Source organism: bacterium, from assembly GCA_016873475.1.
Classification (GTDB): Bacteria; Krumholzibacteriota; Krumholzibacteriia; order JACNKJ01; family JACNKJ01; genus VGXI01.
The window spans coordinates 19,875-32,615 of record VGXI01000015.1 but is presented as its reverse complement, the minus strand read 5'-3'; the positions used below and the strand labels follow the sequence as shown (position 1 = coordinate 32,615).

The 12,741-nt window shown below is 72.7% G+C and carries 8 protein-coding genes; 5 read left to right on the top strand and 3 right to left on the bottom strand.

What is annotated here, in order from left to right:
• Nucleotides 1-1,334 (bottom strand): HD domain-containing protein (locus FJ251_02765; protein ID MBM4116650.1); only part of this gene is annotated, 1,334 nt, incomplete at its 3' end.
• Nucleotides 1,331-3,148, bottom strand: a complete 1,818-nt coding sequence (locus FJ251_02760) for a hypothetical protein (protein MBM4116649.1) — start codon at nucleotides 3,146-3,148, stop codon at nucleotides 1,331-1,333. The genes FJ251_02765 and FJ251_02760, both read right to left, overlap by 4 nt.
• A 206-nt stretch (nucleotides 3,149-3,354) precedes the next feature.
• Here FJ251_02760 and FJ251_02755 point away from each other — a divergent pair, with 206 nt between their 5' ends.
• From FJ251_02755 to FJ251_02735, 5 genes are all read left to right on the top strand, one after another.
• The gene (locus tag FJ251_02755) at nucleotides 3,355-4,071 is read left to right on the top strand and encodes a hypothetical protein (protein ID MBM4116648.1); all 717 of its coding nucleotides are present in this window, start codon (nucleotides 3,355-3,357) and stop codon (nucleotides 4,069-4,071) included.
• A gap of 79 nt (nucleotides 4,072-4,150) precedes the next feature.
• Nucleotides 4,151-4,846: a monofunctional biosynthetic peptidoglycan transglycosylase gene (gene mtgA, locus FJ251_02750; GenBank protein MBM4116647.1), complete on the top strand. Its 696-nt coding sequence runs from the start codon at nucleotides 4,151-4,153 to the stop codon at nucleotides 4,844-4,846.
• Between the two features lie 57 nt (nucleotides 4,847-4,903).
• Entirely contained in the window at nucleotides 4,904-5,479 is a 576-nt protein-coding gene (locus FJ251_02745; protein MBM4116646.1) for a LemA family protein, read from the top strand.
• A complete protein-coding gene (locus FJ251_02740) occupies nucleotides 5,476-7,245 on the top strand; it encodes a DUF2207 domain-containing protein (GenBank protein ID MBM4116645.1) in 1,770 nt (589 codons plus the stop codon). Before FJ251_02745 ends, FJ251_02740 begins: the two co-directional genes overlap by 4 nt.
• 506 nt (nucleotides 7,246-7,751) lie before the next feature.
• Entirely contained in the window at nucleotides 7,752-8,984 is a 1,233-nt protein-coding gene (locus tag FJ251_02735; GenBank protein MBM4116644.1) for an ATP-binding protein, read from the top strand.
• On the opposite strand, the gene FJ251_02730 is transcribed toward FJ251_02735, so the two are convergent.
• Nucleotides 8,981-12,661: a DNA polymerase III subunit alpha gene (locus FJ251_02730; GenBank protein ID MBM4116643.1), complete on the bottom strand. Its 3,681-nt coding sequence runs from the start codon at nucleotides 12,659-12,661 to the stop codon at nucleotides 8,981-8,983. The two genes, FJ251_02735 and FJ251_02730, sit on opposite strands and share 4 nt — an antisense overlap.
• Between the last annotated feature and the right edge of the window lie 80 nt (nucleotides 12,662-12,741).

The following is a 12,741-nucleotide window of genomic DNA, read 5'->3' as shown; positions in this document are numbered from 1 at the left end:
GCGGCCGCCGGCGCGTCCAGGTCGAGTAGCGACTGGTCCTCGCGCGCGAGGGGGCGGCCTGCCCTATCCCTGATGAGCCGCAGTTGCGGCCGATCCGCGCGCGCGCCGGCGCTCAGCACGACGGCGCGCGAGCCGTCGTTCAGCGCGACCCGGCTGCCGGGGGGGTAGAGGCCGAGCGCGCCGATCAGCGCCCGCAGGGCGCCGGGGTGGAAGGCGCCGGGATCGGCGAGCATGATCTCGTAGGCGCGCAGGGGCGAGGTGGCCGGCTTGTAGGGGCGTACGGCGGTGAGCGCCTCGAAGACGTCGCAGACCTGGAGCAGCGCGGTCGCTTCGCCCTGCACCGCCCAGCCGGGCACAGCGGGATAGCCATGCAGATCGTTGCGCAGGTGATGGCCCCAGGCCGCGCAGACGGCGGTCGAGCTCGCGTTTCCGCTCTCCAGCAGGATCTGCGCGCCGACCTCGGGATGGATGCGCATGATCCGCAGCTCGTCGGGATCCAGGCGGGCGGTCTTGTAGAGGATCTCGGCGGGGACCTTGGCCTTGCCGACGTCGTGCAGCAGGCCCGCCGTGGCCAGCTCCTTCAGGCGCGGCCGCGGCAAGCCGAGATGCTGGCCGACCAGCACGCCCAGCAGCGCCACGCGCACCGAGTGCCCGACGGTGTAGCTGTTGGCGTCCTGGTAGCGCACGAGCTGCATCATGTCCTTGAAGCCGTCCGCGCAGGCGTCGAGGAAGCGCTCGCTGGCCGTGCACGCGGCGTCGATGTCCAGCGCATGATCGCCAGTCGCGCGCCCGTGGGCCGTCTCCACCACAGAAAAGAGCGACTGGTAGACGGGGATCAGCGCGGCGAGATCGCCGCCGCCCTCGCCGATCTCATCGCTCGCGAGTGCGCCCTGGCGGCCGAACCAGTCCTCCTCGCCGTAGCGCGGCGAGAGCTCGATGTTGCGCAGACCGCGCACCGTGAAGAGGCGGCGCGCTTCCGGCAGGCCGCCGGCGAGCGGCTCGCTCTGCTCGACGGCGATGCTGAAGAGCGTCGCCAGCTCGATGGGTGCGATGCCGCGCCGGAATCGAAAGCCGCCGCTGCCCAGGCGATCCAGGCAGGTGGCCACCTTGTGCCCGATGATCGACGCCCCGAGCAGCAAGCGGCCCTCGTGGATCAAGCGCCCCTCGACCGTGCCGAGGAAGAAGCCCGCGTCGCTGCCGGCGATCTCCGTCTCGAGGCGCGCGGCAAGCTCGCGGCTGCAGGCCTGCACGTTGGGGTGATCGGGAAAGTAGAGCGCGCGCTGGCTGATGCCGCGGCTGAGCAGGGTGACCAGATCGTCGATGCGCGCGTTCATGGCTGCCGCCCCTCGCGGCGTGCGGCAGCGAAGTGGCGGCGACGGCGGCCCTTGAGCGTGGACGCCTGGCGCCGCGCCGCACGCGGCCAGGCGGGCCAAAATGGAAGGCGTCGATCGAGGGTCACGCGGTCCAGGAGCGCGTCGGCCTCGCCGGCGGGGGCGGCTTCGAGCGTGAGCAGGCAGTCGGCGACCTCCGGGCGCCCGCGCTCGGCGCGAGGCAGGCGCTGCAAGACGCCGATCGCATGGCCGGCCGCCTCGCGCGCGAGGGCCGCGCCCTCCTCGTCGGCGCGGAGCAGGAGGCGATAGAGCTCGCGGTGGCTGGGCTTGAAGTCGCCGAGCAGGGTGAGCAGGGCGGCGAAGGGCGGCGGCAGCCCCGACTCGCGCAGCGCGGCGTGGAGCTGCGCGCCGGCAATGACGCTGCGCGAACTCAGCAAGAGCAGCAGTAGCAGTGGGCGTAGCTCTGGCCGCAGCGGCCGGAAGATCGCGGCCGGGAGGCTTGCGTCCAGAAGCGACGGGCGCTGCTCGAGGCGGGCGAGCAGGCGCGGGCGATCCTCCTCGGCGAGGGCGAGCGCGGTCTCGCCGTCGGCGCTGCGAAGCTGCGCGAGGCTGACGGGGACGAGACCGCCGAGCAAGGCGTCCGCCAGATGCGGCCAGAGCATCTCGCGCGCGACGGCGCTCGCGCCATCCACCCAGGCGGGGAAGAGGCTCTGCAGCGCCGGCGCCTGCTTGGCGAGGGGCGCGAGGAGCAGCGGGAGCTGGGCGTCCACCGCGTCGGCGTCGCCGCCGGCGAGGAGCTGCTCACCGGCGGAGAGCAGCATCTGGAGCCCCTGCAGGCCGACCGGCTGTGCGAGCTGCGCGGCCAAATCCACGCGGGCCCGCTCGCGCGCATCGCTCTCCTCGGGCGCGAGGGCCTGCTGAAGCAGGAAGGCCAGCCACTCCGCCTGCGAGGGACCGAGCTGCTCGGCGCCGAGGGGGAGCTCGCCTTCGAGACGGCCGAGGCGCGCCTGGAAGGAGTCGGCGTCGAAGGGCAGCGGCGGCGGGGTTGCCGCTTTCGGTGCGGGCGCCGCAACGGGCGGCGCGCTGGGCTCGGTCGCCGGCACCGGATCGGGCGCGAGGTCCTGCGTGAGCGAACGGTACAGCGCGGTCACGTTCTCGGTTAGCCGATCCTCGAGCGCGTGTATCGTCTCGCCCTGAAGGCCGACGTGCGGATTGCTCAAGACCGGGGCCGGGACGGCGTGCTCCGGCGCCGTTACCTCCGGGGAGAGTTCGGCACCGCGCTGCTGTTCGTGCGCCGGGTCGCCGTCTGCCGCGCGGAGCAGGGTCTCGCCCGGGCTGCCGAAGCTGCGCAGCGCAACCGTCACGCCGGCCGGGAGCGCCGGCAGCTCCGCGTGCTGGAAGCCGATCGAGCGCTCGGCCGTGCGCTGCGCGTCGCGAAGGATGACGAGGAGGCGGTGCATCGCCGCGGGCGCGATGGCCAGCGAGATCAATACGTGCTCGACGCCGATGCCCAGCAGCAGGGGATAGAAGCGGCTCTGCACGACGCGCGCGGGCGCCAGGACGCGGCCCTCGCAGGCGAGGCGGCCGTCGCGGCCGATCTCGACGCAGAGGCTGCCGTCGGAGCGCGCGAGCGGGCGCAGGGTCTCGCGCCAGGCATCCAGGCTGCCCCGGAAGCGAGTGTTATCCGGAGGATACAGCGCCGCGATCGCCAGCAGACGGTCCCATGCATATAGCAAGTCCTCGTCTCGGCTTGCGATGGCGAGCCCGGCGTCCTCGCCGGCCGGGCCCGCGGGCAATGCTTCCCGATCGGGCAGCATGCGGCGCGCTCCTTTCCCTCCGCTCCGCGTCGCGGAGCCCGGGCGGACGCGCTGCCTTGCAGCGGCGCGCCCTGCCGCAAGGCAATAGCAGCATTCCGGCCAGGGCCGCCCTTGGGCGCCCCTCGCAAACACCGTTTGCGGAATTGTAAGAACTCGGCTAGGGTCGCCCCGAAACCGGCCTTTCGGCTCTCCAACGGAGGTTCGCCATGCGCCGCACTGCGATGGTTCTCGGCCTGATTGCCCTGCTGTCGGCGGGCTTCGCCCAGCTCGCGACGGCGGAGCGCATTCTCGACTGCGACTTCGAGGATCAGCCCCTCGATCAGCTCATCGGCACGGGCGGCGCCGCTGCTCACCAGCCCGTGGACCTCGGCGGCATCGATGCCTTTGTCCGCACCAGCCCGGCCGGCGGCCAGGCGCTCGAGATCGTCGACGGCGTCGACTTCGGAGCGCTGACCGTGCGCTTCGAGTTCCTGAACAGCGTCGAGATCACGACCGGTGTGCTCACGCTGAGCGCCGTGCTCCACTTCGTCGTCGACGACCGCTACCTCGTCTACGTGCGCGAGCAGGCCGGCGCGGCGCATAGCTTTCTCAACCTGTCCTTCGCTGCGGGCGGTGTCGTCCTCCAGGGCGATGCCGACGACTTCGGCATGTTCCCGGTGGGCAGCTACACCCTCGACGAAGACCTGACACTCGTGATCACCCTCGACCTCGATGCCGGTACCTGCGCGGTCTCGCTCGACGGGGTGGTGATCGTGCCCGCCGAGTCCACCGGCGTCACGGGCGCGGGCGTGGGGTCGATCCTCTTCGGCTTCGACCACGACCCGGACCTGATCGGGGACTACTTTATCCAGAGCGTGACGGCCGACTGGACGGCGACGGCCGTGGCCGTCAAGGCCTTCAGCACCGTGAAGTCCGCCTGGTAGCCCGCTAGACCGAGCGACGGCCCTCGCCCGGCACGCCGCGGGGCGAGGGTCGCGCTTCCCGCCGCTCGCAAGAGGGCGTATGATCGCCGCCATGCGCCGCTGGCTGCTGCGAATCCTCGTCGCGATCGCGCTGATCGTTGTCGGCTTGCCGGTGGCGAGCCTCGTCGCTCTGCGCTGGCTGCCGCCGCCCACCAGCGCGATGATGCTCCAGGAGCGACTGCGCACGCGGCAAGGCGCCGGCCCCGCCTACACCTGGACGCCCTGGGACGAGATCGCGCCCGCGGCGCGCTTGGCGGTGGTCGCCGCCGAGGATCAGAACTTCCCGCGCCACGGCGGCTTCGACCGTGAGGCGATCGAGAAGGCCCTCGCCGAGCACGAGCGCGGCCGGCGCCTGCGCGGCGCGAGCACGATCTCGCAGCAGGTGGCGAAGAACCTTTTCCTCTGGCCCGGGCGCAGCTACTTGCGCAAGGGCCTGGAGGCCTACCTCACCGTGCTGATCGAGACCATCTGGCCGAAGCGGCGCATCCTCGAGGTCTACCTGAACGTCGCGGAGATGGGGCCGGGGGTCTACGGCGTGGGCGCGGCCAGCCGCCTCTACTTCCACAAGCCCGCCGCGCAGCTCGACCGCTACGAGGCGGCGCTCCTGGCCGCCGTGCTCCCCAGCCCGAAGCGTCTCTCCGCCGACCGGCCGTCCGGCTACGTCCGCCAGCGGGCGGGCTGGATCGTCGGCCAGATGGAGCAGCTCGGCGGGCCGGCCTACCTGAAGGATCTCTAGACCCGGCCGCCCTGCGCGCCTATGCTCGCGCCGAATTCCGAACGCCCGGAGGTGATCATGCCTTTCGCCACCCTGCTCCTGCTCGCCCTCGTCGCCCTCGTCGTCTTCGGCGGCATCGGCATCTACAACCGGCTCGTCGGCCTGCGCGTGCGCGCCGAGGGGGCCTGGTCGGACATCGACGTGCAGCTCAAGCGGCGGCACGATCTGGTGGACAACCTCGTCGAGACGGTGAAGGGCTACGCGGCTCACGAGCGCGTTACCCTCGAGGCGGTGACGAAGGCGCGCCAGCAGGCGGCGGCGGTCGGCGGGCGCGGCGGCGATCCGGCGGGCAGCGCGGCCGCCGAGAGCTTCCTCACGCAGCAGCTCCGGCAGCTCTTCGCGCTGGCCGAGGCCTATCCCGACCTCAAGGCCAACCAGAATTTCCAGGACCTGCAGCGGGCGCTCCAGGAGCTGGAAGAGGCGATCCAGAACGCGCGGCGCTACTACAACGCCGTCGTGCGCGATTTCAACACGCGCCTGAAGATGTTCCCCGACCTCATCTTCGCCAACCTGTTCGGCTTCAGCGAGCGCAAGTTCTTCGAGCTGACCGAGCCGGGCGAGGCCGAGGCGCCCAAGGTGAGCTTCACGCCATGACGCGGCGCGCGGCGCGGGGGGTCCTTGCGCTGCTCGCGCTCCTCGTCGTCGCGAGCGCGGCGCGGGCCGATCTCGGCGGCTACACGATCGCCGAGTTCGAGACGCAGCTCACGGTCGAGCCGGATGCCGAGCTGCTCGTCGAGGAGCGCCTGGCCGTGGACTTCAGCGAGCCGCGGCACGGCATCTACCGGCTGATCCCCTACGCGTACACCGACCCGCGCGGCTTCCAGTACCGCATGCGCCTGCGCCTGGAGAGCGTTGTGGACGAGCACGGGAATCCCTACGGGACGAAGGTCTCGCGCGAGGGCGATCACTACCGCATCCGCATCGGCGACGCCGACCGCACGATAACAGGGCGCGTGATCTACCGCATCCGCTACCGCGTGCAGGACGCCCTCGGCCACTTCCCGCAGTACGACGAGCTGTACTGGAACGCCACGGGGCACGAGTGGCAGGCGGACATCGGGCGCGCGACGGCGACCGTGCGCCTGCCGGCGGCGCTGCCGGCCGACTCGCTGCGCGCCCTCGGCTTCACGGGGCGCTTCGGCGCGACGGCGCAAGAAGTGACGATCGCGTTCCCCGAGCCGGGCCGCGTGCACTTCGAGGCGACGCGAGCGCTGGGTCCGCTCGAGGGGCTCACCGTGGTGGTCGCCTTCCCGCGCGGGCATCTGCGCTTTCCCGGCGCCGCGGTGAGGGTGGCGCGCTTCGTGGGCGCGAACCTGATCCTGCTCGCGCCTTTCGTGTGGCTCGCGCTGCTCGTCCGGCTGTACCGCGCGCGCGGCAAGGACCCAGCCGTGGCCGGCAGCGTGACCGTGCGCTACGAGCCGCCGGAAGGTCTGAGCGCTGCGGAACTAGGGGCTCTAGTTGACGAGCGCGTGGACCTGGGCGATATCACGGCGACGATCGTCGACCTCGCCGTGAAGGGCCGCCTCGCGATCGAGGAGCGCGAGGAGTCTTCGCTGCTCGGCCTCATCAAGCGCGAGGAAACGCGCTTTGCGCGCCGCGGGCGGGCGGACGCCGGCGACCTGCTGCCGCACGAGGCCCAGGTCTGGAACGGCATCTTCAAGCACGGCGAGCAGGTGGACGCGAGCGACCTGCGCCAGGAGTTCTACAAGGAGATCCCCCCGATCCGCGAGGCGGTGGTGCAGCGCCTCGTGCGCGGCGGCTACTTCGAGGCGGCGCCGACGGCGGTCTACGCGCGCTACGGCGGCTTCGGCGTGCTCGCCGGGCTTGCGACCTTCGGGCTCGGCGCGCTGCTGTCCTGGATCACGGGCGGCCTCTTCCCGCAGGCCTTGGCCCTGCCGATCGTGGCGGCGGTACTCTCGATGGTGCTCTTCTTCGCCTTCGCGCCTGCGATGCCGCGCCGCACGAAGAAGGGCGTGGCCGGCCGCGAGTGGGCGCTGGGCTTCCAGGAGTTCGCGACGCGCGTGGAGGCCGACCGCATCGAGCGCGAGCTCGCCGATCCCGCCGCGCGGCGCGCGGCCTTCGAGCGGCTCCTGCCCTACGCGATGGCCCTCGGCGTGGCGGCCGCCTGGGCGCGGCGCTTCCAAGGCATCTACGACGAGGGTCCAGCGCCCGGCTGGTACCGGGGTCCCGGCCTGCACGGGGGCTTCTCCACGGTGTCCCTCGAGAAGAGCCTGAGCGCCGCGATGGCCAGCGCCGGCCGCGCGATGGCCGCGACGCCGCGCTCGAGCGGCTCCAGCGGCAGCGGCGGCGGGGGCTTCTCGGGCGGCGGCGGTGGTGGCGGCGGCGGGGGGAGCTGGTAGGGCGCTTACACGGAGTCCCTTTCCGGGCGCGCGGTGATTGCCCAGCCCTTCGCGCTCTCGCTGCGCGCCTGTCTACTCCCAGCGGCGATTCTTCCCTGCTCGCGCAGAGGTCAGCGACAACCCTCGCGACCCTCCCGGGCGGCAGCCAGGGTGTCGCACAGCGCGAGGGCGCGCGCGAAAGCGGGGATCGCCTCCGCGCAGTTGCCCTGCGCGGCGTGGATCTTGCCCAGGAGCAGGTAGGCCGCTGCGGAACTTGAGTCGGCGGCGATGCGATGGGGACTGCGCAGTCAAGCCTTGTGCATGTAGCGATTATGCAATAATCAGCCGGCCTGCTGGCGGAGCCGAGGTGCAGGGTCCATCGGCCACCTTGATGAGAGCTTGTACCAGACTCCCGCGCGATTGCTTCGCGCAGCGCGGCCGCGCCAGCCCGGGGCATTGTTGTGCAAACTTGGAATCCAACTCCCATTTTGCTTGACCAACGGCATGGGGCAGGGCAGGCTATCCCCATGGCTGCGGCGAGCTACCTCACGCGCACTCTGACGCTGGTGCTCCAGCGGGCCGCCCAGGAGTTCCCGAGCGTCGTCCTGACCGGCCCGCGCCAGTCCGGGAAGACGACCTTGGTCCGGCGCGTCTTCGGTGAGAGCCATCGCTACGCGAGCCTCGACGATCCTGAGCTCCGCGAGCAGGCTCGCCGCGATCCCCGGCTCTTCCTCGAGCGCTTTGCCCCGCCGCTGATCCTGGACGAGATCCAGTACGCCCCGAGCCTGCTCTCCTACCTCAAGATGGAGATCGACGCGCAGCGCGCGGCGATGGGTCGCTACATCCTCACCGGGTCGCAGGCTTTTTCGCTGATGCAGGGTGTCACGGAATCCCTTGCCGGGCGCGCGGCGATTCTCCGGCTCCTCTCGCTCTCGTTGCGCGAGGCGGAGGGGCAGCCCGACGCAGGTGCCGCCTGGCACGATTGCCTGCTCTCGGCCGCTCCGTCCGGCGCGCCGGGCTCCGCCGCGCGCATCGCACAGCACATCCTGCGTGGCGGCTTCCCGGAGCTCAGCGTGCGGGGGAACCTGGACGCCAAGCTCTGGCACGCCTCCTACGTCAGCACCTACTTGGAGCGAGACGTTCGCTCGCTGCGCGCGGTGGGGGACCTCGGCGACTTCCAGCGGCTGCTCGCCCTGTTGGCGGCGCGCACTGGCTCACTGGTCAACTTCGAGGACCTCGCCCGCGACCTGGGCGTGACGGGCAAGACCGTCAAGGCCTGGGTCTCCGTGCTGGAGGCGAGCGGGCAGGTCTATGTTCTGCGGCCCTTCTTCGAGAACCTGGGGAAACGGCTGGTCAAGCGGCCAAAGCTCTACTTCCAGGACACCGGAACCTTGAGCTTCCTGCTCGGGCTGAACGACGCGGACCAGGTCCTGAGTGGCATGTCGGCCGGCCCGCTCTTCGAGGCCGCGGTTTGCGGGCAACTGCTGCGGCTTTTCCATCACCGCGGCGATTCGCCAGGCCTGAGCTTCTGGCGCACGGCGGCCGGCCACGAAGTGGACTTCGTGCTCGAATCCGGTCGCCGCCTGATCCCGATCGAGGCGAAGGTCACCGCCACACCCACGGCGGCACATGCCCGCGGCATCGAGGAATTCCAGGCACTCTTCGGCGAGCGGGCCGAGAAGGGTCTCCTGGTTTGCTTGTGCCGCGAGCGTTTCCCGCTGACGCGGACGGTGGATGCGGTGCCCTTCGGGAGCTTCTAGGCCGGAAGGTGAACGGGCGCCGCTCTCTGACTGCTCGCCTCAAGCATCCGGATCTCCTTCACCTCCACGAGCAGCTCGCCGAGTTCGACCAGCGCCCGCCCCTCCACGCGAAAGGGCCCCAGCCCGCGCAGCCGCCGCGCGAGGCGCGCGTAGTCCTCGGGGTAGAAGACCGTCTCGAAGATGCCCGTCTCGTCGGAGAAGGTGACGAAGGCCATCAGGCGCTGGTCCTTCTCGGTGCGCGTCGTCTTGCCGGCCACCTTGACGCCGTGCAGCGCGACGCGGCCCAGGTCCACGCGCTCGCGCGAAGCGAGCGCTGCCCCGCGGGCGGTGAGCGCCGCGGCCGTGAGGCGCCCGCTGCCGTTGCCCGCGAAGACCGGCGACAGCAAGAGCGGGTGCAGCGACGGCGTGAAGCCCAGCCCGCCCAGCTCGAGCCGGGCCCGCGCGCGCAGGATGGCCTCGGCGTCGGCGCCGGCCGCGGGCCAATCGATCGGCGCAAAGGCCTCGGTGTTGGCCTTGGCCGCCGTGGCCTCGGGCCAGAGCGCGGCGAGCGCCTCGAGCAACGCAGCCCGCTCCGACCCGCCCCCGGGGGCGGGTGCGCCGCGGCCGGCGCTGCCGCGATCGTCCGCGCGCTCGGGCGCGCCGCCAATCGCCAAGCCATCGAGCGCGCCCACGCGCGCCAGCCGCGCCAGCTCGTAGCGCCGCGGCGCCGTGTTGCCGCCCGCAGCCCGCGCGCGGTCCACCAGCTCGCGCAGGGCGACGAAGGGCCGCCGCGCGCCTTCCTCGGCGAGCCACGCGAGCGCCGCTTCGCGCACGCCCTGCATAAATGAGAGCCCGATGCGCAGGCGCCCCCGCGGCACGGCCGGGTCGCGCGGCGCGCGCGGGGGGAGTCCCGCGTCGCCCGCAGGATCGCGGGTCGGCGCGCCGTTCGAGGTGCCGAGACTGCGCAGCGTGCCCGCGTTCACGTGCGGCGGCAGCAGCGCGAGGCCGAGGCGACGCGACTCCTCCACGTACTCGGCCGTGCTGTAGTAGCCGCCGCGCTCCTCGATCACCGAGGCCATGAACTCGGCGGGGTAGTGCGCCTTCCAGTAGGCGCTCTCGAAGCTCTCGCGCGCGAAGCTCGCGCTGTGCGCCTTGCAGAAGGCGTAGCCGGCGAAGCTGGCCACCTGCCGGCCCAGCTCGCGCGCGATGCGCCCGGCCTCCTCCTCCGTTTCGCCTGCCAGCTGCAAGCGCGTCAGCGCCCCAACCAAGAAGCGCTCCTCGAAGGCCTTCGCGTCGCCGCCGCCCTTGCCCGACATGATCTTGCGAAAGGCGTCGGCCTCGCCCAGCGTCATGCCGCCCATGACTTGCAGCACGCGCATCACCTGCTCCTGGTAGATGAGGCAGCCGTGCGTGTCGCGCAGCAGCGGCTCGAGAAGCGGGTGAAGCAAACGGACCGGCTCCTCGCCGCGGTGGCGCATCAGGTAGTCGCGCTTGCCGCCGTAGTTGCTCACGCCGGGACGGATGATCGAGGACAGCGCGGTCAGCGTCTCGAACTCCTCGCAGCGGGCTTGACGGAGGATCTGCATCATGATCGGGCTCTCTATATAGAAACAGCCCTCGCTGGCGCCCCGCGCGAGCAGGGCGCGCGTGTCGGGATCGGTGAAGGGGTTCACCGCGTCCGCCGCCTCGCCGCGCTGCGTGCGCGCCCCCCGCCGCACGGCAGTGGGACCCGCCCCCGGGGGCGGGTCGCCGGCCAGACGCGGCGCGCGCCCGAAGTTCTCGCGCACGCGGGCGCTGGTGGCGTCGATCACGGCCAGCCCGCGCTGGCCGAGGATGTCCATCTTGATCAGGCCCGCCGCCTCGACGCCGTGCATGTCCCACTGCGTGATCGCCAAGCCCTGCGCGCCCGGCTGCACGGGCACGAAGTGCGCGATCGGCCCCGGCGCGATGACGATGCCGCAGGGGTGCGTGCCCAGGTGCTGGGGCAGCTCGTCCAGGCGCGCGGCGAGATCGAGCAGGCGCGGCCAGTCGTCCGTGGCGAGATCGAGGTGGCGGCTCTTCGGGTGCTCTTTGAGCTGCTGGCGCAGGGTGGCGCAACTGCCCCAGTGCGGCAGCAGCTTGATGCGGGCGTCCCAGAGCGTCTCGTCCAGGCCGAGGGCCGCCACCAGCCGGCGGAAGGCGCCGCGGGGGCGGAAGGTCTGGTAGGTGCCGATCATCGCCGTGGACTCGCGGCCGTAGCGGCGGAAGGCGTAGTCGAGGATCTCGTAGCGGGCCGCCGAGCCGAAGTCGATGTCGAAGTCGGGCAGCCCCGCGCGCTCCAGGTTGAGGAAGCGCTCGAAGTAGAGCCCGTTCTCCAGCGGATTCACGTGCGTGATGCCCAGCGCAAAGGACACCAGGCTGCCCGCCGCGCTGCCGCGACCCAGGCTCGCGAGCCCGCGACTGCTGCCGTAGCGCACCAGGTCCCAGGCGATGAGGAAGTAGGCCGACACTTCGCGGCGGCGGATCACGTGCAGCTCGCGGCGCAGCGCGGCCAGGGTGCGGCGGGCGCGGGTGTCGCTGTCGCCGGGGGCGAGGCCGAGCCGCTCGCGCAGGCCCTCGTGCGCGAGGCGATAGAGGAAGGCGTCGGGGTGGCTGGGCCGGCCGTCCGGCCCCGGTGGCAAGTTGAAGCGCGGCGGCCGCGGCCGGCCGAGGGGGATGCGCACTTGGCAATCCGCGGCGATGGCCGCGCTGGCGGCGAGGGCGCGCTCCAGGCGCGGATCCGCGAGGGCGCGGGACCCGCCCCCGGGGGCTGCCTCGCGCCCAGCCGCGCCCTGCAACCCGCCCCCGGGGGCGGCCTCGCGCCCGGCCGCGCCCTGCAACCCGCCCCCGGGGGCGAGGCCGAGCGCGCCGCGCAGGGCGGGCTCGTCCATCAGCCAGGCCGTGGCCGGCGCGGCGGCGTCCGTGGGCAGCGCGGGCTCCGTGCAGTTCATGCGCATCGCCGAGAGCAGGCGGTGGAGTTCGTGGTCGGCGGGCTCGGCGAAGAAGACGCCGCCCGTCACCACGGCCGGCAGGCCGAGCGCCTCGGCGAGGGCGAGGCGCGCCTGGAGCCCGAGCTGTGCGGCCGTGCCCCGCCCCGGCCGCAGTTCCACGAAGAGGCGCGCCCCGCGCACCGCGCGCGCGTGCTCGCGGGGCGCGAGCGCGCGCAGGAGCCCTTCGCCCGCACAGAGCAGATAGAGCTCGCCCGAGTCCAGCGCGGCGGCGAGCGCGGCCTCCAGCTCGAAGGCGGGATCGCGATGCCGCGTGCTGATCAGCTCGCCGAGCAGGCGATAGCCGGCCTCGCTGCGGGCGAGCAGCGTGGCGCGATGCCGCGCGTCGCCCGGCCCGGCGGGGCGCTCGCGCGCGAAGCCGCCCAGCTCGCGCGGGGACTCCGCCTCCTCGCCGTCGGCCACGGCCGGCGCGGGCAACTCGGGCAGCAGCGGCGCGGGCAGCGCGGCCTCGCGCCGCTGGCGCGGCCGCGTGAGCTCGACGCCGAGCACGCCGTGCAGGCCCTCGCGCGCGCAGGCCTGCTGGAAGGCCACGGCGGCGAAGAGGCCGTCCGTGTCGGTGAGCGCCAGCGCGCCAAAGCCGCGGCGCCGCGCCAGGGCGGGGATCGCCTCGGGCTTCAGCGTGCCGGCCAGCAGCGAGTAGGCGCTGTGGACGTTCAGGTGCACGAAGTCCATGCGCGTCACGGGCGGCGCGGCCGCAGCGGGGAGGGCGGCGGGGGAGGCAAAGGAAAGCGCCAGGCAGCCGGAGCCACCGG

Coding starts and splice junctions, on each gene's coding strand:
- FJ251_02760 (MBM4116649.1), bottom strand. CDS start 3,148: ATGCTGCCCGATCGGGAAGCATTGCCCGCGGGCCCGGCCGGCGAGGAC.
- FJ251_02755 (MBM4116648.1), top strand. CDS start 3,355: ATGCGCCGCACTGCGATGGTTCTCGGCCTGATTGCCCTGCTGTCGGCG.
- mtgA (MBM4116647.1), top strand. CDS start 4,151: ATGATCGCCGCCATGCGCCGCTGGCTGCTGCGAATCCTCGTCGCGATC.
- FJ251_02745 (MBM4116646.1), top strand. CDS start 4,904: ATGCCTTTCGCCACCCTGCTCCTGCTCGCCCTCGTCGCCCTCGTCGTC.
- FJ251_02740 (MBM4116645.1), top strand. CDS start 5,476: ATGACGCGGCGCGCGGCGCGGGGGGTCCTTGCGCTGCTCGCGCTCCTC.
- FJ251_02735 (MBM4116644.1), top strand. CDS start 7,752: ATGGCTGCGGCGAGCTACCTCACGCGCACTCTGACGCTGGTGCTCCAG.
- FJ251_02730 (MBM4116643.1), bottom strand. CDS start 12,661: ATGGACTTCGTGCACCTGAACGTCCACAGCGCCTACTCGCTGCTGGCC.